Here is a 23,167-nt window from a genome sequence, read left to right as displayed (position 1 = left end):
ATGGGGAAAGACGGCAAGGGAGCCTCGATGATCGAAATCTGGCCGGGAGACCCCTATCCTCTCGGTGCGACATATGACGGGGCAGGCACCAATTTTGCGCTTTATACGGAAGTGGCGGACAAGGTCGAACTGTGCTTCTTCGACGAGGCCAACGCCGAGTCCAGGGTGCCGCTGACCGAGGTCGACGGGTTCATCTGGCACGGTTACCTGCCGGGCATAGGTCCGGGGCAGCGCTACGGATATCGCGTCCACGGGCCCTACGAGCCGGCGCGCGGGTTGCGGTGCAATCCGGCCAAGCTGCTGCTCGACCCGTACGCGATGGCGATCGAGGGTGGCGTCACCTGGAACGAGGCGGTGTACGGCTACCCTTTCGGACAGCCCGACGCGCGCAATGACGCCGACTCGGCGCCCTATGTCCACCGCTCTATCGTGATAAATCCGTTCTTCGGGTGGGGACACGACCGGCCGCCCACCACGCCGTACCACGACACCGTGATCTACGAGGCGCACGTGCGCGGCCTGACGATCAGCAACCCGAAGATCCCCGAGCACCTGCGCGGCACGTACGCCGCACTCGGTCACCCGGAGATCATCGATCACCTCACCAAGCTCGGCGTGACGGCGCTCGAACTGATGCCCGTCCATCAGTACGTCACCGACGACCTCCTGGAGCAGCGCGGGCTGACCAACTACTGGGGCTACAACTCGATCGGCTTCTTCGCGCCGCACAACCGCTACTCCAGCCAGGGGCAGCGGGGTGGTCAGGTGCTGGAGTTCAAGGCCATGGTGCGGGCGCTGCACGAGGCGGGGATAGAGGTCATCCTCGACGTCGTCTACAACCACACGGCCGAGGGCAACCATCTCGGGCCGACGCTGTCCCTCAGGGGCATCGACAACCCCGACTACTACCGGCTGGTCGACGGTGACAAGCGTTACTACCTGGACACCACGGGCACCGGCAACAGCCTGCTCATGCGCTCGCCCCACGCGCTCCAGATGATCATGGACTCGCTCCGCTACTGGGTCATCGAGATGCACGTCGACGGGTTCCGCTTCGACCTGGCCTCGACCCTGGCCCGGGAACTGCACGAGGTCGACCGGCTGAGCTCCTTCTTCGACCTGGTCCAGCAGGACCCGGTGTTGTCGCAGGTCAAGCTCATCGCCGAGCCGTGGGACCTCGGGCCGGGCGGTTACCAGGTCGGCAACTTCCCCTCACGTTGGACGGAGTGGAACGGCCGCTACCGCGACACCATCCGCGACCTGTGGCGGGGGCAGCCCGCGACGCTGCCCGAGTTCGGCTCCAGGTTCACCGGCTCCAGCGACCTCTACCTGGACGACAGCCGCCGTCCCGCCGCCTCGATCAACTTCGTCACCTGTCACGACGGTTTCACCCTCCAGGACCTGGTCTCGTACGACGGCAAGCACAACGAGGCCAACAAGGAGGGCAACTGCGACGGCACCGACGACAACCGGTCCTGGAACTGCGGCGCGGAGGGCCCGGCGGGCCTGGCCATCGAGTCGCTGCGCGAGCAGCAGAAGCGCAACTTCCTGACCACGCTCTTCCTGTCGCAGGGCGTGCCCATGCTGTCCCACGGCGACGAGCTGGGACGCACCCAGCACGGCAACAACAACGGCTACTGCCAGGACAACGAGCTGACCTGGGTCGACTGGTCCGATGTCAGGGAGAACTGGCTGCTGCTGGAGTTCACGCAGAGACTGGCCGCGCTGCGCAAGAAGCATCCGGTCTTCCGGCGCAGGCGCTTCTTCTACGGCAAGCCGGTGCGCGGCCTGAACGACATCGCCTGGCTCACGCCGTCGGGGGAGGAAATGACCGACAGCGATTGGAATGTCGGCTACGCCAAGTCGCTGGCCGTCTTCCTCAACGGCGAGGCCATCACCGAGCCCGACCGGCGCGGGCGGCCGATCCGGGATGACTCGTTCCTGCTGCTGTTCAACGCCCACCACGACATGATCACCTTCACGGTCCCCAAGCACTACGGCGAAATGTGGCAGACCGAGATCGACACCGCCATGCCGATCATCCTCGACGTCCGGATGTGCCGAGCCGGGGAAGGGGTCGCGGTGCCTGGTCGCAGCGTACGGGTGCTCCGGCGTGTCTAGGCCGGTCTCGACCTATCGGGTCCAGCTGACGCCCGACTTCGGGTTCGCCCAGGTGGGGGAGATCGCCGCGTACCTGCGGGATCTGGGGGTCAGCCATGTGTACCTGTCGCCGATCCTGCAGGCGACGCCCGGCTCGCTGCACGGCTACGACGTCACGGACCACTCCCGGATCAGGGCGGAGTTCGGCGGCGCCAAGGGGTTCCGCGAGATGGCCGAGCAGCTGGCCGCGCAGGATCTCGGCATCGTCCTCGACATCGTGCCCAACCACATGAACACGATGAATGCCCAGTTCTGGTCCGTACTCGCCGAAGGCCCCGCATCGCCGTACGCCGGCTGGTTCGACATCGACTGGGATGGCGGGAAGGTGGCACTGCCGGTGCTCGGCGACGACGTCGAGCCGGTGGTCGACGGTGACGTGCTGCGCTACCACGAGCACGTGTTCCCCCATCCCGGGCACTACCGGCTGGTCGACTGGCGTCAGGGGCCGGGCTACCGGCGCTTCTTCGACGTGTCGACGCTGATCGGACTGCGGGTCGAGGACCCCGAGGTGCTCTTCGCCACGCACGAGGTGATCTTCTGGCTGCTCGACGAGGGCCTGATCGACGGGCTGCGCGTCGATCATCCGGACGGGCTGGCCGATCCGCGTGGCTACCTCGAACACCTGCGCGCCAGGTCCGGCGGCGCCTGGACGGTCGTGGAGAAGATCCTGATCGGCGACGAGCGGCTGCCCGAGGACTGGGAGTGCGAGGGCACCACCGGCTACGAGGTACTGAACCGGGTCAACGGCCTGTTCGTCGACCCGGCCGGTGAGGCGCCGCTGGTCGAGCTGTTCACCCGGCTCACCGGCCTGCCCGGCGATTTCCGGCCGGTGGTGGCGCAGGCCAAGCGCGAGGTCATCGAGCTGTTCTTCGGCGCGGAGGTGCGCCGCCTGGCCCGCGCCGCCGGTTGCGCTCCGGCCGCCGTGGCCGAGCTGCTCGCCGCGATGCCGGTGTACCGGGCGTACATGATGCCGGGCGAGTCGCCGCCGCCCGCGTCGGTGGAGATCGTCGAACGCGCCGCCGACGCGTGCTCGCCCGCCGTGCAACCATTCGTCCAGCAGGTCCTGTCCGGCCCCGCCGACGTGATCACGCGTTTCCAGCAGACCTGCGGGCCGATCATGGCCAAGGGGGTCGAGGACACGGCGCTGTACCGGTGGTTCCCCCTGTCGTGTCTGAACGAGGTCGGCGGTGATCCGGATCTGTTCGGCGTCTCGGTGCCGGACTTCCACGCGTTCTGCCGTGACCTGCGGCCGTACACGATGACCACGCTGTCCACGCACGACACCAAGCGGTCGGAGGACGTACGCGCCCGGCTGGCCGTACTGTCGGAGCTGCCCGGCGAGTGGGCGGAGGCGGTGTCGGAGTGGTCGGCGGCCGTGAGCTTCGATCCGCGGCTCGATTACCTGGCCTGGCAGAACCTCATGGCGGCCTGGCCGATCTCCGGCGAACGGTTCGCCGAATACCTGCTCAAGGCGGCGCGGGAGGCGAAGACCTCCATTTCCTGGATAAATCCGGATCCGGGGTACGAACAGCGGCTACGCGACTTCGCGGCCGCGGCCGTAAAGCTGCCGGTGGGTGAGTTCACCGAGCGCATCGACGCCTTCGCCATGGCCAACTCGCTCGGCGCCAAGGTCGTCCAGCTGATGATGCCGGGGGTGCCGGACGTCTACCAGGGCAATGAGATGACCGATTTCTCGCTGGTCGACCCGGACAACCGGCGGCCGGTGACGTTCGGGCGGTCGCCGGTGTCCCGCTGGGACGCGGCCAAGCTCGCGCTGACGACCCAGGCGCTGCGGCTGCGCCGGCGGCTCGACCCCGCGGCGCCGTACACACCGCTTCTGGCGGAGGGTGAGGCGGCGGAGCACGCGATCGCCTTCGCCCGCGGTGACGAGCCGCCGAGCGCGGTCGCGGTCGCCACGCGGCTGCCCGTCCGCCTCGCCCGCCGCGCACAGACCGCAGGTGCACCGACCACGGGCTCGCAGGCCGCAGATGCACATACCCCCGATGTACGGTTTGGCGAGCGGGAGATGCGGCTCGGCTGGGGCGGCACCACGTTAACCCTCCCCAACGGCACCTGGCGCGAACTGCTGACCGGCGGCGTGTACACCGGCCGCGTCCCCCTTGCTCACCTGCTCGCCCGATACCCCGTCGCGCTGCTGGAGAGACATGATCCTTGAGGTGTGGGCCCCGAATGCCACGACCGTGGAGGTCGACCTGGACGACGTCCTCGACGGGCGTCGCGCGATGACCGCAGGTGAGGGCGGTTGGTGGGCGGCCGACGTACCCGAGGCCGGCCATGGGACTCGCTACCGGTACGTACTCGACGGCGAAGGCCCGTACCCCGACCCCCGCTCCCGCCGCCAGCCCGATGGCGTCTTCGGGCCCAGCGCCGTCTACGACCACGCGCGCTACACGTGGGCCGACCACGAGTGGACCGGCCGTGACCTGCGCGGCTCGGTGATCTACGAGCTGCACATCGGCACCTTCACCCAGGCTGGAACATTCGAGGCGGCCATCGAGAAGCTGCCGCATCTCGTCGAGCTGTCCGTGGACTTCGTGGAGGTCATGCCGGTGGCGCCGGTGCCCGGGGGGCGCAATTGGGGTTATGACGGGGTGGACCTGTACGCGGTCAACGAGACCTACGGCGGCCCCGACGGGCTCAAGTCGTTCGTCGACGCCTGCCATCGCGCCGGCATCGGCGTCCTGCTCGACGTCGTCTACAACCACCTGGGACCGTCGGGCAACTTCCTGCACCCCTTCGGGCCCTACTTCGCCGGATTCAGCGGGAGCTACTGGGGCGAGGCGGTCAATCTCGACGGGCCGGGGTCCGACGAGGTACGCCGCTACTTCATCGAGAACGCCCTGCAGTGGCTGCGCGACTACCACATCGACGGCCTGCGGATCGACGCCGTGCACGCGCTGCACGACAAACGCGCCACGCACCTGCTGGCCGAGCTGTCCGACCAGGTGGACGCGCTGTCCTGCGCGGTGGGCAGGCCGCTGTCGCTCATCGCCGAATCCGACCTCAACGACCCGCGCATGATCCGCTCCCTCGACGCGGGTGGGCTCGGAATGACCGCACAGTGGGACGACGACGTCCACCACGCGCTGCACTGCGCGGTGAGCGGCGAGAGCCACGGCTACTACGCCGACTTCACCGACCTGTCCGCGCTGGCCAAGGCGCTGACCCGTGGTGTCGTCCATGAGGGCGGCTGGTCGAGCTTCCGCGGCCGTACGCACGGCGCGCCGTTCGCCGGAGTTCCCGGCCACCGGCTCGTCGCCTGCCTGCAGAACCACGACCAGATCGGCAACCGGCCCCTGGGCGACCGGCTGCCCGTCTCCGCCCTCAAACTCGGCGCCGGGCTGCTGCTGACCTCGCCGTTCACCCCGATGCTGTTCATGGGCGAGGAGTGGGGGGCCGGTACGCCGTTCCTGTTCTTCTCCGACCATGTCGATCCGCAACTGCGCGAGAGCGAGGGCGGGCGGAGAGAGCAGGAGTTCGACGGGTTCGGGTACGCCTGGGACGCTCCAGACCCGTCGCGTGAGGAGACGTTCCTGCGCTCAAAGCTCGACTGGGACGAGGTGAAACAGGAGGTCCACTGGTCGCTGCTCTGCTGGTACCGCGACCTGATCGCACTGCGCAAGGCGCTGCCCGAGCTGTCCGACCCGCATTTCGACAGGGTCCGGGTGGAGTTCGATCCGGACGGGAAGTGGCTGGTGATGTGGCGGGGCTCGGTCTGCGTCATCGTCAATTTCGGGGCGGACTCGGTGACGTTGCCGGTGTCGGTGGGGGCGGCCCTGCTGGCCTCTGATGAGCCGGTCGCCGCTGGTGAAGAGGGGGTTTGGCTGCCTGGGCAGAGCATGGCGATCTTCAGATCTCCCAGTGGTCAGAAGAGCGGGCTTGGATCACCTGTCTGACCATCCAGAAGAGCGGATCTGGATCACCTGTCTGACTACCCAGAAGAGCGGATCTGGATCACCGTTCTGAACATCGCTGGTCGGTTCGGCATTGGTCTGGCGGCCCGCAGGAGTCTCGACGGATGTCCTTATCCACAGCCCTGGCTCCGGTTGCCGAAACTTATCCCCAGAACGCTGTTCGCCTCCACGCCTCCACCTCCCGATCTCCGATCCTGGTGCCCCACCGCACATCCGGAGGCTCTCGTGAAGATCACTTTGCCCCTGCCTGCCCGCCTGACGTCTCACTTCATCGTCCCCGTCGAGCGCGTCCCTTTCGACATCGAGTCGTTCGTGCCATGGCGGGTCGGCAGGCCCTACAGACGGGCAGTGAGCGCGGCTCTGGGCAGCCCGCTTCTGACCGTCACCCATCACCGCTCCCCCTGGAGACCGGCCGGTGTCACGCTCGCGATCGAGGAGCGCCACCTGCTCCGCCGAGCCCAGCAGCATGTCGTGGTCTCCACGACAGCACCCCCGCACACGCTGCCCACCAGCATCCAGGTGGCCCGCGCGGCGGCGCGCGCGGTGGCGCAGGAGTGCGAAGGGCTGGTCATAGATCCGCTGACCGGCATCACACTGCTCACCTGCGATCGACACACCGACATTCCCACCGCTCCCTCGCCATCACCCAGATCCTGCGGCTCTCAACCAACCTCTGGACCAGTGTCCGGGCCGACTTCTGGGCCGGTGTCCGGGGCGACCTCTGGGTCGGTGTCCGGGCCGGTCTCTAGGCCGATGTCCGGGCGGGTATCCAGGTCGGCTCTCGGGTCGGCTTTCGGGTCGGTCGTCGGGGGGCCGGTGTCCGGGGCGGTCGGTCGTCGGCGGGGAGACGACCCGGTCACCTTTCCGGCAGTCGGTGAGCCGCCCATGTTCCGGCTGGCTGACGACTGGCTGGGCTGGGACGTGCAGGTGCACGGGGACGCCACCTGCCCACCATGGGACCCGGCTGACACCGGCGCCTGCGACTGTCTGCGCGTCACCTCCCGGGGACTGCGTCGCTTCGCCCTGCCCGAGATCACCTTGGACGGCGCAGCCTGCGCCCACAGCCTGTGCGCCACGAGCCTGCTCCGCAGAGTGGCACACCACCTCGTCACCGATCACCTGGCCTTCGTCGCGACCCACCCGGACGCCACCGAGCGCGCGATCGACGACCACGTCCGAATAGCGACCTCAGCCGGGCATGGCGGCTCACCGTTCACGGTCCACCTCACCCCCTGCGGCACCGACCCGACCAGCCACGGCCGCATCGGCCGCATCGGCCGGCTCAAGGTCGCGCAGGTTCCGGGCGCGGGCCAGGTCGCCTACCTCAGGACCGACTCACCCCCTGGCACAGGCCAGGTCACCCACCTCAAGGTGGGCCCACCATCGAGCTTCACCGGCTCCCTCAACGACTGGCTGTGCGCCACCCACCGCACCGCCCACGACATGCCGACCGTCATCGGCTGCGACCTGACGGACCCGTCCCCAGCTCTCGTGGCATAGACCGGCTTACACCTTCTGGGAGGAAGCCCGGCATGCGACCTGTCGGCCATCATCGGCAGTGACCAGGTAGACCCGCACCAGCCCACGGCAACCCTGGCATGCGACTTGTCGGCTGTCGTTGGCGGTGAGCTGACGGACCCGTCCCCAGCCCACAGCCCATAGCCCACAGCCCATAGCCCCCAGCCCATAGCCCCCAGCCCACAGCCCATAGCCCACAGCCCATAGCCCACAGCCCATAGCCCACAGCCCATAGCCCCCAGCCCACAGCCCTGGCGGTGTAAACCGGTCGACACCCTCTTTGGAGGAACCCCGTATGGCCGCCATTCGTAGAACCCATGTGGACGCTTTCGCAGACGTTGACCGTAAATTACGTGAGTCCCGCGAGCAGATTCGCCGATTCGACCACCTGACCACCCAGCGGCAGGCGACAGCCGACCAGATCCGGGCGGTCACCGAGCTGACCGGCCGGCTGGAGACGCAACTGGCCAAAGAGCAGCATGACGTCGCCCGCCTCGAAGGCAGGCTCGGGGCCTTCCTGGCCCTGCTCGCCGCCCCCGTCGCGGGCTCCAAAGAGGACAGGCTGGCGAGGGAACGAGCCGAAGCCGAGGCCGCCTGGGAGCGGCTGCACGGCCAGCGGAGGCGGCTCGACGATCTGACCGCCGACCTGGAGGGCACCGACCGCGAACTGGCCTCGATCTCGGGGGTACATCAGGCGTACGAGAAGCTGCTGGCCGACAAGGAGCGGCTCCTGATCGGGCTAGACAAGGAACGCGGTCGGAAGCTGCTCGGGACATCGAAGAAGCTGGCCGACACACAAGCCGACATCAGGGAACATGTCGAAGCCTGGCAAGCGGGCACGGCCGCGCGCGAGGCGCTGGGCGTCGTCCTGATGCTGCTGAACAAGGCACGCGGCGCGTCGACCTGGGACATGCTCGGTGGCGGTGTCCTAGCCGACGCGATCGAACACGGCCACTTGTCAAGGGCGGACCAGGCGGCCTGGCACGCCCAGCGAGCGCTCGACGTCTTCTCCCGCGAACTGGCGGACATCGGATGGGTCGCCGACCTCCAGATGCCCAAGGTGGACACGCGGTGGTTCGTGGACTCGTTCTTCGACAACATCATCACTGACGCGCTCAAACACCAGCGCATCAACAAGACCCGCGACGAGGTGGCCTCGATCTCCCAGTGGGTCGCCAAGACCGTACAGGCCTTGGCCAGCCGCAGAACGCAACTGGAAGCCCAGCACAGAGCACTGCTGGCGGAGCGAGAGCAACTGATCGCCAGCTAATCCCCCGGCGAGCCTCGGGGATGGCGAGAGGGGGCGCCGTTCGAGGATCGGGGGGATGGCCGGAGGGGGCGCTGGACGAGGATCGTCAGGTGTTTGCGTTGCTCAGCTGATAACTTCGGCGGCTGTCAATGCCTCGGTGATGGCGGCCGGGATGTCCAGTACGGGGAAGATGACGTGGCGGATCACCCGGGAACGGTCCACGACCAGGATCAGGCGCTTGAGCCGCAGGGCCTGGCCGGCGCGGAAGGTGGGGAGGCGGAGAGCCGCCGCCAGGCGCAGGTCCATGTCCGAGAGCAGGGGGAACGGGATGTCTTCAGCGGCGGCGAAGGCGGCCTGCTCGTCGGGGCGTTGCGTGCTCACTCCAAGGATGGCGATGTCATGGGCGGCGAACTCGGGATGCCTATCGCGGAAGATACGGTTCTCCAGCGTGCAGCCCGCTGCTCCAGGGACTTGATTCCAGCCGGGCGGTAGCGGCGCGGGCATGCCCGTCGACGGATACGCGAACAGGACCGTCGCCCGCGCATCCGCCACCACATCGAGCGACGCCGTTCGATCGGTGGGGTCGGTTGTGGCTTGCGTGTGGACGCCAGTGCCGTTCGAGTGAGTGGTGAACGATAGGCGGTTGGCGCTACCGGCCTGGCTAGTGCTACCGGCTTGGTTAGCGCTGTCGGCCCGGTCGGCCCGGTCGGCCCTGCCGGTGCGGTTGGCGCTGCCGATGTGATCAGTGGCGTCGGTCTGGTCAGTGGCGTCGGTCAGGTCAATGGTGTTGGTCTGGTCAGTGGTGACCGGTAGACGGTTGATGGCGGCGGGCAGGCGTAGCGAGCCCGGGATTTGGGTGCCCAGTAGGGCGTGGACGCGGGCGGCTTCTGGGCTTCGTGGGGCCGCCACACCCGTGAGGGTGCCGTCGCCGAGGAGCCAGCGGTCCGCCCAGTCCTGCATCGTGATGAGCATGGGCGCCAGTGCCCAGCCGGCGTCCGTGAGTACGTACTCGTACCGCACCGGGCCGCTCTGATACGGCTCACGAGTCAGCACCCCATGCTCCACCAGGTGCTTGAGGCGTTCTGTGAGGACTTTGCGGGAAATGCCCAGCTCGCCCAGCAGGTCGTCGAATCGGCGGTGGCCGCGGGTCACCTCGCGGACGATGAGCAGGCTCCACCAATCGCCCATCACGGCGGCCGCCTGGGCGATCGAGCAGTCGGCGTCCTGCGAGCGCAGCTCTCTGGCCATTCCCCGACTTTACCGTCAAGTGAGTCTCTGATAGAAACTCAGTAAGTTCCCAAAGGAGACTTATGAGCGTGGCATGGGCGACCCTGAGACGGTCGTGGTTGGTGACCAGGCGGGCTTACCCATGGTCATACTTCATCGGCACCTTGTTGCTGGGTTTCTTCACCATCGGGCTGGCCTATCTGGGGCTGCGGGCCGTGGCGGGCGGGGAGATATCCGCGGAGTTCCGCGGAAAGGCGGGCACCGGCGACTATCTCGGGTACATCGCCGTGGGCGCCGGCGCGTACATGTTCGTCGTCCACGGCATCCTCTGGATCGCCAAGGCGATGATCCAGGAGCAGCGCGAAGGCACGATGGGCGCGCTGCTCGTCGCTCCGGCGCGGCGCCTGCCGTACCTGCTGGGGTTCTCGGCGTTCGCCTTCACCGCGGTGGCGGTAGAGGTGGCCGTGTTGTTCGGGTGCGCGGCATTGTTCGGGGTACGGCCGGCGCCGACGGGGGCGGTGGACGCGGTACTGGCCGTAGCGGGGCTGGCTCTGGCGGTGTTCGGGATGTCGGCCGTGCTGAGCAACGTGATGATCGTCGCCGGTGAGGCGCACATCACCCAGAACAGTGTGTTTCACGCGATCGCCCTGCTGTCCGGGTTCACCTTTCCGAGGGAGTACCTGCCTGAGGCGGTCCGATGGCTAGGCGAGGTGGTGCCGGTGACGGCCGCCATGGACGTGGTGCGCGGTGTCTTCACCGGCGGCACCGGGCTGAACCCGGAGCGCCTCGCCGTCGCCGTCGTGCTCGGTCTCGCCTACGCCGCCGCCGGATTTCTCGCGATGCCCTGGGCGGAGCGCAGGGCCATGGAACGGAATTATTGATGAGCGGAATTATTGATGAGCGGAATTATTGGTGAAAGGAATTATTGGTGATCGAGACAGTGAACCTGCGCAAGGAGTTCGGCGCGAAGGTGGCCGTTGACGGCTTGAACCTGTCGATCCCTGGCGGCCGCGTCACTGGGCTGCTCGGGCTGAACGGCGCGGGCAAGACCACCACCATCAAGATCTTGTCCACTCTGCTCCGGCAGACGTCCGGCACCGTCAGCGTGGGCGGCCTCGACCCGGTCAAACAGCCGCATGCCGTACGCAAGAGGATCAACCTGATCGCCGGCGGCGAGCGCATGGTCTACGCACGGATGACCGGCCGGGAGAATCTCTGGTACTTCGGCCAGCTCTATGACATCCCCACAAAGGTCCTCAAGCCGCGCATCGAAGAGCTGCTAGCACTCGTCGGTCTGACGGACGCCGCCGCCACCCGTGTCGAACAGTATTCGCGCGGCATGACCCAGCGCCTGTCCATCGCCCGGGGCCTGATCAACGACCCCGACTACCTTCTGCTCGACGAGCCCACGCTGGGGCTCGACGCGCCGATCGCCCGTGACCTGCGCAGGGTCGTGGCCGGGCTGGCCGAGCGGGGCAAGGGCGTGCTCCTCACCAGCCACTACCTGGCCGAGGTCGAGCAGCTCTGCGAGCACGTGTACGTGATCGGCGACGGTCGCCACCTCGCGGCAGGCTCGCCGGCCGAGCTGATGGCCCAGACCGGTTGCCATCGTACGGTCCGGGTCACGGTCACGAACCTGTCGCCCCAGATCGAGGCCGCCGTACGGGCCTTCGACAGCCGCGTACGGGTAGCGCCGGGCGGGGTGGTCGAGCTGAACCATCCGGACGACCTGACCGGGGAGCTGACCACGACGATCATCGAGGCGGGCGGCGCGCTCGGCGGGCTGGAGATCGTCGAGCCGTCCCTCGAGGACGCGATCCTCGCGCTGAGCGACCGCTCCCTGGAGGTGGTCGCATGATCGCGCTGAGCGACCGTTCCCTGGAGGTGGTCGCATGATCGCGCTGAGCGACTGTTCCCTGGAGGTGGTCGCATGATCGCGCCGCACACGAGCTGGTCGCCGTGCCGCACGGGGATGGGCGTGACGTCGACATGGTGCCGCCCCCGGATGGGCGTCACCCCGCCGTGGACCCGCGCGGAGGTGGGTGCGGCTCCGGTGTGGTGCCGGACGGAGACCGGCACCGGATGTACGGCCTGCGCGCTCGGCAACCGCACCAGCCGGTGGCAGGTGATGACATGAGGCACGCGGTGAAGGTCATGCGGGCCGAGGCGCTCAAGCAGCATCGCCAGATCTTCGGCAGCAAGCTGGTCCTGCTCTCGATGCTGGTCTGGCCATTGCTGAAGCTCGCCGAGACCTACTACACGCTCCGGCCGCTGGCCGCGACGCCGGGCATCGCCGAGCGCTGGCCGCTGGCCGCCGACCCGGAACGGCTGCTCGCCTTCCTGGCCACGGGCGCGCTCGGGTTCACGTTCTTCTTCTCGCTGGTGCAGTCGGCCTGGCACTTCTCCTTCGAGCGCCAGACCGGCACGCTGGAACTCCTCTTCCTGTCACCCGCGAACCGGCTGGTCGTGGTCGTCGCCAACGGGTTCGGCGCGCTGGTGCAGAACGCCTGGCTGTTCGTGTGTTTCGCGGTGGCGATGTTCACGCTGCTGGACGTGGTGAACGTGGCCCACCCCGCCATGTACGCGGTGGTCTTCCTGGCCATGCTGGTGCCCGCGGTCGCGTGGGGGGCGTTCCTGAACAGCCTGCTGATCTTCTCCAGGGACGCGGCCTTCCTCTACACGCTGCTGGATGATCCGATGTGGTTCGCCAGCGGGGTGCGGCTGCCGGTGTTCGCGCTGCCCGGCTGGATCCGGGCCGTCGGCTCGGCGCTCCCGCTCACCGGCAGCCTGGCGGTCGTACGTGGTGCGCTGCTCGACGGGCAGGGCATGGGCGACCTGGCCGGGGAACTGGCCGGGCTGGCAGCACTGTCCGGAGTCCTGCTGCTCGCGGCGGTCGTCGCGCTCCGGCTGGGAGAGGCACGAGCGCAACGAACCGGGCAGCTGCGCCTCTTCTGAGGCGACCAGGTGGACCGGGCGGCTGCGCCACTTCCGAGGCGACCAAGGTAACCGAGGCGACCAAGGAAACCGAGTGGCCGCGCCAGCGACAGATGGCGCGCCTCTTGGGGCGCCGTCAGCGGTTGAGCACCTGCCGGAGCACCCCTTCGAGAGTGGTCGCGGGGTCTGGGTCGGCGTACGGCGAGCGCCAGGCGACGTAGCCGTCGGGCCGGATCAGCACGGCGCCACCCCTGTCCACGCCGTACCTCTCCGTCCAGCAGCCTTCGACGTCCATCAGCTCCTCATCCACCAGCACGCGCGTCAGCTGGATGCGCAGCCGCTCCTTGATCAGCCGCCCCGCGTCCATCCAGTGCTGCCCCCCAGGCCCGGCGATCAGTACGAAACCGGATCCGAACAGGTCGATGGTCGAGATCAGCTGCCCGTCCCAGTCGAGCGGCACGTGCGGGGCGCGGCTGCCCGGACGCCCGGTCGGTACGCGCGGATCCTCCAGGATCGCCCCGTCGTCGTCGGGCTCGGCCAGGATCGCCGTCGAGTGGTAGCGGTATCCGATCATGGCGGCCATGGGGTCTTCGAGCGGTTCCGGGTACTCGGTACGCATCGCCGGAGGCATGCGGTGGCCGAGGTTGGCGAGCTGGGCGTCGGCCATCAGCGTGCCGATGGGACGGCGTTCGGCGTCGTAGGTGTCGAGGAAATCCGGTCCGGCCTGCCCGGTCGCCACCAGCCAGAGCCGCCACGCGATGTCGCAGCCGTCCTGGAGCGCCGTGCTGCCGCCCTGCCCGCCGGTGGGCGGCATCGTGTGGGCCGCGTCGCCGGCCAGGAACACCCGCCCGTCGCGGTAGCGGTCGGCCAGGACGTGCGCCATGGCGAAGGTGGTCTTGTCGAGCACGCGTACGTCGAGGTCGGGCACGCCGGTCGCCACCCGTACCAGCTCGACGCAGCGCTCCTCGGTGAAGTCGGCCTCGCTCTCACCCTTGGCGGGGTCATAGTTGACCCCCACCACGTGCGCGCCCACGCCCGTGCCGGTCACGATGGCGCCGGTGAAGACCTCGTTCTGCAGGTACCAGAGGGTGACCTCGCGCTCGCGTACCAGCCCGGTCAGGTCGGCATCGAACATGATCGAGCACATCAGGCCCAGCTCGCCCTTCCCCGAAGCAGGGATGCCGAGCTGGGTACGGAGCGGGCTGCGGAAGCCGTCGGCGGCCACCACGTAGTCGGCCCGTACGACACTGTCGACCCCGTCGGCGCGGATGACCGCCGTGACGCCCTCGGCGTCCTGCTCCAGCGAGACCAGTTCGGTGGAGAACCGCAGGTCGGCCCCCAGCTCCTCGGCCTTGGCCCGCAGCACTCGCTCGACCTCCGCCTGCGGGGCGCCCACCTGGGCCGCGGGCGTGATGTCGGCGAGAAAGGCGAAGTCCTCTGTGTCGCCGGTCACGATCATGTGCGGGTTCGGGTCGGCCAGGTTCGCCGCGATCGCGATGCGCATGCCGTCACCGATGCCCTGCCAGATGTCGCGCAGCGACTGCTCGACCCCGGGCACCGGCCGTAGTAACTCGACGGCTCTGGGTCCCACCCCGAACGCCTTGGGCTGGACCGACGTACTGGGGTGCCGCTCGACCAGCATGACAGGCACTCCGCGCCATGCCAGCAGCGCCGCCGCGCTCAGCCCGGCGTAACCGCCGCCGACGACAAGAACGGGTACTCGCTCGTGCACTCAACCCACCTCCTGGAACGCGTAGTATCGCGTTGTTGTCGAGCAACACGATATGTCGCGTCTTCAGGACGGGTCAAGACATATCTCGAAATGTACTAGAGGGCGGAAGGGCGAAACCCCGTGAGCGGTGGACCGGAGGCAGATGGCTGGGGGCCGCAACGGTTGACCATGGTGGTCTTCATGCTGTGCCTCCGGTGATCGAGCGGCTCGCCAGTGCGTCGAACTCGCGGTCGGGCAGGGTCCGGTTGAGCTCCAGGAGTTTGTCGGCGAGCCAGCCGACGGCGTAGCGGGTCTGCGGGGCGTCGGACTCGACTGCCGCGCGGATGGCCTCGGCGACGACCCGGGGATCGGAGCCCTCGGCGAGCCCGTTCTCGCTGCGTTCGGCCATCGCCTCGGCCATCGAACGGTAGGCGCCGAGCCCGGAGTGGTCGCGCAGTTGCGCGGCGGTCTGGTCCTCGAACTCGGTCTTGATGATGCCGGGCTGAACGATCACGACGTTGATCCCGAACGGCGCGACCTCCATGCGCAGCGTGTCGGAGAGGGCCTCCAGGGCGTGTTTGGCGGCGTAGTACCAGGCGCCCAGCGGCAGGCTGATCTCGCCGCCGATCGAGGATACGTTGACGATCACCCCGGATCCCTGTTCGCGCATGTGTGGCAGGACGAGCTGGATCAATCGGGCGGGAGCCAGGACGTTGACCTCGAACTGGTCGCGCGCCCGGTCCAGGGGTACGTCCTCGACCGCGCCGTGCAGGACCGTTCCGGCGTTGTTGACCAGAACGTCGATCCGGCCCTGCTCCTCCAGGATTGTGGCGATCGCCCGGTCGAGGTCGGCGTCGTGGCGCACGTCCATCTCCAGAACGTGCCCTCCGGCCTCGCGCAGGACGTCCATCTTCCGTACGCGCCGGGCAGCCCCGTACACGACGTGGCCGGCGCGCAGGAGTTCCAGGGCGGTCGTCAGACCGATACCGGCCGATGCCCCGGTGATCAAGCAGACCTTCGGCATGGGTCACACCCCCCAGACGACGGGCAGCGCGTGCACGCCGTAGATGACCATGTCGGTGCGCAGGGCCACGTCCTGAACCGGGACGGCCAGGCGCAGGTCCGGGAACCTGGTGACCAGCGCGGGCAGCGCGACCTGCAGTTCCACTCGCGCGAGCTGCTGACCGAGGCACTGGTGCACGCCGTGGCCGAAGGCCACGTGCCCGCTGGTCGAGCGGACCAGGTCGAGGGTGTCGGGGTCGGCGAAATGCGCGGGATCGCGGTTGGCCGCCGGCACCGAGATGGTGACCGTCTCCCCGGCTTTGATCACCTCACCGTTCAGTTCCACGTCGGTCAGGGCCGTGCGGATGGTGAACGGGATGATGCTCGCGTACCGCAGCAGTTCCTCGACCGCGCGGTCGGCGATGTCGGGGTTCGCGCGCAGGGCGGCGAGCTGGCCGGGGTGGACGAGCAGCGCGAACACGCCGAGCGCGAGCATGTTGGCCGTGGTGTCCATACCGGCGCCCAACAGCACGAAGCCGATGTTGACCAGTTCCTCGTCGGTGAGATCGGTTTCGGTCAGGTCGCTGAGCAGGTCGTCGGTGGGGGCCACGCGCTTGGCCGCGACCAGCTCCTGGACGAACGCGTGCACCGCTCCGTAGGCCGCCGCCAGTTCCTCCGGCGAGGCGTTCAGGCGGAACAGGTCCAGCGTGTGCTGCTGGAATCGCGCCTGGTCCTGGTACGGCACGCCGAGCAGTTCGCAGATCATCTGCGCGGGGACCGGCTGCGCCAGGGCCGTCACCAGGTCCACCGGGCCGACCTGCCGCTCCATCGCGGCCAGGTGCTCTTCGGTGATCTGCGTGACCCGCTCGCTCAGCCGGCGCATGCGGCGAACGGTGAACTTCCCGGTGAGCAGGTGGCGGTAGCGCGTATGTTCCGGCGCGTCCATGCCGCCGAACATCCCTGGAGGTGGAGGCTGGTCGCTGTCCGGGACCCCGGGGATCGGCATGTGCCGTAGCTCGGCCCGGACGCTGAACCGCGAGTCGGCCAGCACCTCGCGCACCAGGGCGTGGCTGGTGACCAGCCAGCCTTTGTGACCGTCGGGGTAGGCCAGCCGGCTCAGCGGGCGATGCTCGCGGAGCTCGGCCAATCCCGTGGGCGGGTCGAACGGGTGGTCCGCGCGCCGCTCGGTCGGCAATGTTGCGCTCACCGCAGTCTCCTTGTCGTGTGCTGTGTTTGCGATGAGCGAAACGCTAGGAATGTGGTTCCATCAGAAACAACAAGTCGCAGCGATAAGCCGAGCTAGAAGCGGCGCGGTCGATGCGTTGACTCTGAAGCTGAATGCACCGGCAGGCATGATCGGCCCGCCGCGGAGGAGAGGAGTGACGATGGCAGGAGGCCGTCTGGCCTACGAGGAGCGCCAGCGCGTCGCCGCCGGGTTGACCGCGGGCCTTCCGTACGCCGAGATCGCCCGCCGGCTCGGACGGTCCAAGTCCACGATCATTCGCGAGGTCGCCCGAAACGGCGGACACCACCGCTACCGGGCCAACCAGGCCCAGCAGGCCACTCAGTGGCGGGCCCGTCGCCACCGGCCGGTCGCGCAGGTCGCGCCCGTCGCGCCCGTCGCCCACGCGGACGCGCCGGGGTGGGACCCGGAATCGGGGCGGGATTTCGAGGAGCGCTTCGCGACGATGATGACCCAGACCGGGATCCCGGCCATGATGGCCAGGGTCCTCGTCTGCCTGTTCGTCAGCGATACCGGCGGCGCCACCGCCGCCGAACTCGTCGCCCGGCTACAGGTGAGCCCCGCCTCGGTCTCCAAGGCGGTCGCCTGGCTCGGCCAGCGCGGGCTGGTCGCCCGCGAACGCCAGGGACGGCGCGAAAGGTACCTGATCGACGACCACGTCTGCTATCAGGCCTGGCTGGCCAGCCTCCAGGGCATGGCCCTGTGGGCGGACTTCACCCAGCAGGGCGCCCAGCTTTACGGCGTGACCAACCCGGCGGGCTCCCGCATGCACACCGCCAGCCAATTCTTCCAGCACCTTCACCAGGACATGGCCCAAGCCGCCGAGCACTGGCGGCACGCCCTCGCCAACTAGGCCAGGGTCGACTGGCTGTCTGACCGACCCCAGCCCAAGGGCACCGGTCAGGACAGGTGGCGTTCGAGGGACTCGATCTTGGTGGTCATGCCGTCGGTGACCCCGGCCCTGAGGTCGGCCTTCAGCACCAGGCTGACCCGCGGCGCCACCTCGGCCACCGCGTCCACCGCCTGCTTGACCACCGACATGACCTCGTCCCATTCACCCTCGATGGTGGTGAACATGGAGTCCGTCCGGTTGGGCAGCCCGCTCTCCCGCACCACCTTGACGGCGCGCGCGACCGGCTCGGCGACTCCCTCGCCGACGCCCAGCGGCGTGATCGAGAACGCGACGATCAATTCAGTGTCCCCTCACAGCTCGCAGATCACAGTCACGGCGCACCAGCGCGCGACTCACAACATGCTGGCGCACAACTCACAGCGCGGGCCACGATGCCGATCGATACTGCCGACCGAACAGACACTCGTGGCCCGCCCTGGACTCAGGCGTGCTCGTGGTCGTCCTCTTCCTCTTCCTCGCTAGGACCGTCGGAGGGCTCGACGCCCAGGACGGCCTCGCGCGGCTCGATCTCGTCGATGTGGTCGACGAGCTGCAGGACGTGGTCCGGCTCGATCAGCCACTGCAGGGCCGACGCGCCGGTGTCGTCGGAGTTGACGAGCTCCACCTGCTCGGCCCGCTCTTCCTCGGTGAGGTCGGCGTCGGGGTGCCGGATCTCGGCCAGCGCCGCGGCCTGCAGCGCGTCCACGTCGAGCACCTCGACGGTCAGCTCGACCGTCAGGCGCAGGAACTTCTCGTTATCACTCATGGCGAAGATGCTAGGGCAGCTTCCACTCGACAGGACCGGCGCCTTGCTGAACTAGGAGCTCATTGGCGCGGCTGAAGGGCCGGGAGCCGAAGAATCCGTTGCGCGCCGACAGCGGAGACGGGTGCGCGGACTCGATGCGCGGCACGCTGCCGAGCATCGGCGCCAGGTTGCGCGCGTCGCGGCCCCACAAGATCGCGACCATCGGCTTGTCGCGCGCCACCAGCGCGCGGATGGCCTGCTCGGTGACCTCTTCCCAGCCCTTGCCCCGGTGGGAGGCGGGCTTGCCGGGCATCACGGTGAGCACTCTGTTGAGCAGGAGTACGCCCTGGTCGGCCCACGGGGTCAGGTCGCCGTTGGACGGCCGCGGCAGCCCGAGGTCGGTCTCCATCTCCTTGTAGATGTTGAGCAGGCTGCCGGGCAGCGGCCGCACGTCGGCGGCGACGGAGAACGACAGCCCGATGGGGTGACCGGGCGTGGGGTAGGGGTCCTGGCCCACGATCAGCACCTTGACCTCGTCGAAGGGCTGGTTGAAGGCGCGCAGTACGTTGGCGCCCGCGGGGAGGTATTGCCGGCCTTCGGCGATCTCATTGCGGAGGAACTCGCCCATGTGGGAGATGCGCTCGGAGACGGGCTCCAGCGCACTGGCCCATCCGGCTTCGACGACTTCGTTCAAGGGACGACTGGCCATGGCTGTTGAGCTTAGCCAGGTCTGGTACGGCTCGCGCTCCGAATCCGGTGGGCGGCCGTACCAGAATGATCACAGCGTGGGCTTGCCCCGCTGGAACAGCCACTGGTCGAAGAGCGTGCCGAGATCCCGGCCCGAGACCCGCTGGGCCAGGGCGATGAAGGCGGCGGTGTCCGCGTTGCCGTACTTGTGATCGTTGACCCAGGTCCTGAGGATGGTGAAGAACGCGCGGTCGCCGACCGCGCCGCGCAGGACGTGCAGCGTCATCGCGCCGCGGGAGTAGACGGCGTCCTTGAAGAGCCCGGCAGCGCCGCCCGGGTCGGCGGCGGGCGTCTGCCAGAACTCGTCCTCCGGGGTACGGCTGTACGCCTCGTCGAAGGAGTCTTGGAGCTTCTTGGTGCCCAGCTTGTCCTGCCAGAGCCATTCGGCGTAGGTGGCGAAGCCCTCGTTGAGCCAGATGTCCTTCCAGCGGGTCGGCGTCACGGCGTCGCCGAACCACTGATGGGCGAGTTCGTGGGAGAGCAGCGGCTCGCCCGGCACTTGGGGGTAGATCGGGCGGGTCTGCGTCTCCAGCGAGTAGCCGACGTCCGACGCGCGGTCGATGATGCCGCCGGTCGAGGAGAACGGGTAGGGGCCGAAGAGCGAGCCGAAGTAGTCAAGGATGGGTTTGTGGCGCTTGGCGAAGTCTCCGGCTTTCGCAGCGTTCCGCGGGTCCACAGCGGTGATTACGCGGAAATTTCCGATCTTGGTGTCGGAAAGTTGGAATTTGCCGATTGTGACGGTCGAGAGGTAGCTGGCCATCGGCTCCCTCTCGTCCCACACGTACGTCGTGCGACCGCCTTGGGACGTCCGCGACACCAGGTCGCCGTTCGCCACCGCGACCCGCGTGCTCGGCACGGTCACCGTGAAGCGGTACGTGGCTTTGTCCGTCATGTGGTGATTGCCGGGATACCAGGTCATGGCCCCCTGCGGCTCGTTGGCGTTGAACACCCCGTCATCCGTACGGATCCAGCCGTCGTGTGAGCCGTCCGGGTCGACGACGTACGTCGGCTTGCCGTCGTACCGGACCACGACGGAGAAGGGGCGCCCGGAGGCCAGCCTGCCGGGCGGGGTGACCACGAGCTCAGGACCGCTGCGCCGGAACGCGGCCGCCGCGCCGTTCACCACCACGGACCGCACGGTCAGGGTGTCGACGAGATCCAGGTCGAAGCGGCTCAGCTCCTGCGTGGCCCGGGCGGTGATCGTCGCCACGCCGCTCAGCTGGTCGGACCCCGGATCGTAGCCCAGCGCGAGGTCGTAGTGCGTGGCGTCGTAGCCCCCGTTGCCCTGCTTGGGGAAGTACGGATCACCTGCGCCCTCAGCGCCGGGGGCGGTGCCCACACCGATGGAGCCGGCGCTGAGAGCGAGGGAGGTGGCGACCGCCGCCGCGAGGAGCTTCATGGCTGAATTTTAAGACGCGCCGCCGCCAATCCTCTGCGCGTCAGCGGGAGCGTTACGGGCGCCCGCCTACCCCCTCGGCAGGCGGGTGCCCATGCCCCCGCATCTGGCTGGCACATGCGGAGCTACTTCACCGAACCGGCCATCATGCCCTGCACGAAGTAACGCTGGAAGGCGAAGAAGAGGACCAGCGGGATGATCAACGACAGGAAGGCGCCCGACGAGAGGATGTCGACGTTCGACCCGAACTGCCGCATCTGAGACTGGAGTGCCTTGGTCATCGGCTGGTTGCTCGTGTCGGCGAAGACCAGCGCGATGAGCATGTCGTTCCACACCCACAAGAACTGGAAGATGCCCAGCGAAGCGATCGCCGGCTTGCCGAGCGGGAACACCACCCGCACGAAGATCTTCACCTCCGACGCCCCGTCCATCCGCGCCGCCTCCAGCAGGGAGGCCGGGATGCCGACGAAGAAGTTCCGGAGCAGGAAGATCGCGAACGGCAGCCCGAACGCCACGTGGAACAGCACCACGCCGGGGATCGTGCCGAAGATGCCGACGCCGCCGTAGAAGATGGCGACCGGGATCAGCGCGATCTGGATCGGCACGATGAGCAGCCCGACCACGATCAGGAACGACAGGTCACGGCCCGGGAAGTCCATCCACGCGAACGCGTAGGCGGCCATCGCGGCGATCCCGATCACCAGGACCGTGGTCGGCACCGTGATGAACACGGTGTTCCAGAAAGAGCTGGTGAAGCCGCTGGCCAGGAGGTTCTTGTAGTTCTCGATGGTCAGCTCGGCGGGCTTGGTGAAGACGGTCCACCAGCCCTCGGCGCCGTTGACCGCCGGGGTGCGCAGCGAGACGACCATCAGACCGAGCGTCGGGACCAGCCAGAACAGGCCCAGCAGCACCATCACGACCTGGACGGCGCCCCCGCCGAGACGGTCGGCGATGCGTGTGATCACACTCCGGCGGGGAGCGCCCGCATGGACCCCGGCAGGAGCCGGGGCGGTTGCCGTCGTCATGTGTCTTCCCTTCTGAACCGGCGGATATTCATGATCATGAAGGGAAGGACCAGGATGAGCAGGAAGATGGCGAGCGCGCTGCCCAGCCCCTGGTTGTTCCCGCCGCCGAACGAGACCCGCCACATCTCCAGCGCGACCACGTTCGACTGCGGCTGGACCGATGGCGGCGCGATGATGAAGACCAGGTCGAACACCTTCAGCGTATTGATGATCATCGTCACGAAGACGACGAGCAGCACCGGTGACAGCAGCGGCACGGTGATCCGGCGGAACACCTGCCACTCCGTGGCGCCGTCGATGCGGGCCGCCTCCAGCGAGTCGCGCGGGATGGCGGCCAGCCCGGCCGCGATCAGCACCATGGCGAACCCGGCCCACACCCAGACGAACGCGCCGATGATCGCGGGGGTGATGAGCGTCGGGCCGAGCCAGGTCAGGCCGTGGTAGGACGCCTCGAAGTTCGACTGCGGCAGCCGTACGACATAGGAACCCGCGGCCAGCCCGGTGAAGCGGAAGGAGCCGTCGTCGGCCGTCGTGGCGGTGCCGGCCACCTGGCCGTCCTTGACCGCCTCCACGGTCATGCCGGGCAGGCCCTTCTCGGTGGCGTCGGGCGTGCCGTTCTTGCCGCCACCGCCCGGGGTGAAGTCGAACCACACCGTTCCGGACAGAGCGTTGCCCGGCGGCGCGGCCTTGGCGGGCTGGGCGGCGCTCGGCATGATGTTCGGCTTGATGCCGACGATCGGGATCAGCACCGGCTGGCCCGGCTGGACGGGCTGCTTGGTGACGATCGCGCCCTTGTCCGCCACGACGCCCGACTGGTCGCCCTCACGGGGCCGCGCGTCCGGGTAGCCCTGGGAGGAGGAGAACGTGTCGTGCACCGTGGTCAGGACGGCGTTGGCGACGCCCTTGCCCGGGTCCTCGTCGTACACGAGCCGGAAGATCACGCCCGCGGCCATCAGCGAGACCGCCATCGGCATGAAGACGATCAGCTTGAACGCGGTCGCCCACTTGATGCGCTCGGTGAGCACCGCGAAGATCAGGCCCAGCGTCGTCACCACGATCGGGGCGACGACCACCCAGATCAGGTTGTTCCTGATCGTGGTGAGCATGCCCGCGTCGGTGAAGATCGTGGCGTAGTTGCCCAGGCCCACGAATCCGCTGCCGCTCGCGTCGAACAGGCTGCGGAAGATCGAATAGACGATGGGGTAGACCACCCAGATTCCCAGCAGCAGGGCCGCGGGGAGGAGGAAGGCGATGGCGACCGTCGGCGAAGGGCCGAGGCGTCGTTGCGTGCGGGGGGTTTCAGCCGGTCCGGAGGCGGGCCCGCGCGAGGTGTCGTCCTCGCGCGGGGCCTTCGGGCCGTCCACCTTTTCGGTCACGGCCTTA

General features: G+C 68.3%; 20 protein-coding genes. 10 read left to right on the top strand and 10 right to left on the bottom strand.

Features of this window, described 5'->3' with window-relative positions; translation table 11 throughout:
• Positions 1-27 precede the first annotated feature (27 nt).
• The 5 genes from glgX to AB0H88_RS21030 all read left to right on the top strand — a co-directional run bounded on the left by glgX (position 28) and on the right by AB0H88_RS21030 (position 8,883).
• The gene (glgX, locus tag AB0H88_RS21050) at positions 28-2,121 is read left to right on the top strand and encodes a glycogen debranching protein GlgX (protein ID WP_357646799.1); all 2,094 of its coding nucleotides are present in this window, start codon (positions 28-30) and stop codon (positions 2,119-2,121) included.
• Positions 2,114-4,336: a malto-oligosyltrehalose synthase gene (gene treY, locus AB0H88_RS21045; protein ID WP_357646797.1), complete on the top strand. Its 2,223-nt coding sequence runs from the start codon at positions 2,114-2,116 to the stop codon at positions 4,334-4,336. Before glgX ends, treY begins: the two co-directional genes overlap by 8 nt.
• Positions 4,326-6,077 (top strand): malto-oligosyltrehalose trehalohydrolase, encoded by a 1,752-nt coding sequence (gene treZ, locus AB0H88_RS21040; protein ID WP_357646795.1) that lies wholly within the window; start codon positions 4,326-4,328, stop codon positions 6,075-6,077. Before treY ends, treZ begins: the two co-directional genes overlap by 11 nt.
• A gap of 243 nt (positions 6,078-6,320) precedes the next feature.
• On the top strand, positions 6,321-7,595 hold the full coding sequence (locus AB0H88_RS21035) for a hypothetical protein (RefSeq protein ID WP_357646793.1): 1,275 nt from the start codon (positions 6,321-6,323) through the stop codon (positions 7,593-7,595).
• 337 nt (positions 7,596-7,932) lie between these two features.
• Positions 7,933-8,883, top strand: a complete 951-nt coding sequence (locus AB0H88_RS21030; RefSeq protein ID WP_357646792.1) for a hypothetical protein — start codon at positions 7,933-7,935, stop codon at positions 8,881-8,883.
• Between the two features lie 102 nt (positions 8,884-8,985).
• Here the strand turns inward: AB0H88_RS21030 and AB0H88_RS21025 are convergent, their stop codons facing one another.
• Positions 8,986-10,110: a winged helix-turn-helix transcriptional regulator gene (locus AB0H88_RS21025; protein ID WP_357646790.1), complete on the bottom strand. Its 1,125-nt coding sequence runs from the start codon at positions 10,108-10,110 to the stop codon at positions 8,986-8,988.
• A 62-nt stretch (positions 10,111-10,172) separates the two neighbouring features.
• Here AB0H88_RS21025 and AB0H88_RS21020 point away from each other — a divergent pair, with 62 nt between their 5' ends.
• The 4 genes from AB0H88_RS21020 to AB0H88_RS21005 all read left to right on the top strand — a co-directional run bounded on the left by AB0H88_RS21020 (position 10,173) and on the right by AB0H88_RS21005 (position 13,044).
• Positions 10,173-10,970, top strand: a complete 798-nt coding sequence (locus AB0H88_RS21020; protein WP_357646788.1) for an ABC transporter permease — start codon at positions 10,173-10,175, stop codon at positions 10,968-10,970.
• 47 nt (positions 10,971-11,017) lie between these two features.
• Positions 11,018-11,947, top strand: a complete 930-nt coding sequence (locus AB0H88_RS21015) for an ABC transporter ATP-binding protein (protein WP_357646786.1) — start codon at positions 11,018-11,020, stop codon at positions 11,945-11,947.
• Between the two features lie 72 nt (positions 11,948-12,019).
• Positions 12,020-12,226: a hypothetical protein gene (locus AB0H88_RS21010; RefSeq protein WP_357646784.1), complete on the top strand. Its 207-nt coding sequence runs from the start codon at positions 12,020-12,022 to the stop codon at positions 12,224-12,226.
• Positions 12,223-13,044, top strand: coding sequence for an ABC transporter permease (locus AB0H88_RS21005; protein ID WP_357646782.1), 822 nt, complete (start codon positions 12,223-12,225; stop codon positions 13,042-13,044). Before AB0H88_RS21010 ends, AB0H88_RS21005 begins: the two co-directional genes overlap by 4 nt.
• Positions 13,045-13,159: 115 nt before the next feature.
• On the opposite strand, the gene AB0H88_RS21000 is transcribed toward AB0H88_RS21005, so the two are convergent.
• The 3 genes from AB0H88_RS21000 to AB0H88_RS20990 form a co-directional block, all read right to left on the bottom strand.
• Positions 13,160-14,755 (bottom strand): FAD-dependent monooxygenase, encoded by a 1,596-nt coding sequence (locus tag AB0H88_RS21000; RefSeq protein ID WP_357646780.1) that lies wholly within the window; start codon positions 14,753-14,755, stop codon positions 13,160-13,162.
• A 178-nt stretch (positions 14,756-14,933) separates the two neighbouring features.
• Positions 14,934-15,758 carry an oxidoreductase gene (locus AB0H88_RS20995; RefSeq protein ID WP_357646778.1) on the bottom strand — a complete coding sequence of 275 codons (825 nt, stop codon included), beginning with the start codon at positions 15,756-15,758 and terminating at the stop codon, positions 14,934-14,936.
• A 3-nt stretch (positions 15,759-15,761) separates the two neighbouring features.
• Positions 15,762-16,943: a cytochrome P450 gene (locus tag AB0H88_RS20990; protein ID WP_357646777.1), complete on the bottom strand. Its 1,182-nt coding sequence runs from the start codon at positions 16,941-16,943 to the stop codon at positions 15,762-15,764.
• A 178-nt stretch (positions 16,944-17,121) separates the two neighbouring features.
• On the opposite strand from AB0H88_RS20990, the gene AB0H88_RS20985 reads away from it, so the two are divergent.
• Positions 17,122-17,832 (top strand): helix-turn-helix domain-containing protein, encoded by a 711-nt coding sequence (locus tag AB0H88_RS20985; RefSeq protein ID WP_357646775.1) that lies wholly within the window; start codon positions 17,122-17,124, stop codon positions 17,830-17,832.
• A gap of 47 nt (positions 17,833-17,879) precedes the next feature.
• On the opposite strand, the gene AB0H88_RS20980 is transcribed toward AB0H88_RS20985, so the two are convergent.
• The 6 genes from AB0H88_RS20980 to AB0H88_RS20955 all read right to left on the bottom strand — a co-directional run bounded on the left by AB0H88_RS20980 (position 17,880) and on the right by AB0H88_RS20955 (position 23,160).
• Positions 17,880-18,170, bottom strand: coding sequence for an MTH1187 family thiamine-binding protein (locus AB0H88_RS20980; protein ID WP_357646773.1), 291 nt, complete (start codon positions 18,168-18,170; stop codon positions 17,880-17,882).
• A 143-nt stretch (positions 18,171-18,313) separates the two neighbouring features.
• Entirely contained in the window at positions 18,314-18,637 is a 324-nt protein-coding gene (locus AB0H88_RS20975) for a hypothetical protein (RefSeq protein WP_357646772.1), read from the bottom strand.
• Between the two features lie 10 nt (positions 18,638-18,647).
• Entirely contained in the window at positions 18,648-19,325 is a 678-nt protein-coding gene (locus AB0H88_RS20970) for a uracil-DNA glycosylase (protein WP_225290308.1), read from the bottom strand.
• Between the two features lie 69 nt (positions 19,326-19,394).
• Positions 19,395-20,762 carry a M1 family metallopeptidase gene (locus tag AB0H88_RS20965; RefSeq protein WP_357646770.1) on the bottom strand — a complete coding sequence of 456 codons (1,368 nt, stop codon included), beginning with the start codon at positions 20,760-20,762 and terminating at the stop codon, positions 19,395-19,397.
• A gap of 122 nt (positions 20,763-20,884) precedes the next feature.
• Positions 20,885-21,784 (bottom strand): carbohydrate ABC transporter permease, encoded by a 900-nt coding sequence (locus tag AB0H88_RS20960; RefSeq protein WP_357646768.1) that lies wholly within the window; start codon positions 21,782-21,784, stop codon positions 20,885-20,887.
• The gene (locus AB0H88_RS20955; protein WP_357646766.1) at positions 21,781-23,160 is read right to left on the bottom strand and encodes an ABC transporter permease subunit; all 1,380 of its coding nucleotides are present in this window, start codon (positions 23,158-23,160) and stop codon (positions 21,781-21,783) included. The genes AB0H88_RS20960 and AB0H88_RS20955 overlap by 4 nt, the downstream gene beginning before the upstream one ends.
• Positions 23,161-23,167: the final 7 nt, after the last annotated feature.

It is taken from the genome of Nonomuraea sp. NPDC050680 (assembly GCF_040654555.1).
Lineage (GTDB): Bacteria > Actinomycetota > Actinomycetes > Streptosporangiales > Streptosporangiaceae > Nonomuraea.
The sequence above is the reverse complement of the archived record's forward strand: the minus strand, read 5'-3'. Positions and strand labels throughout refer to the sequence as shown.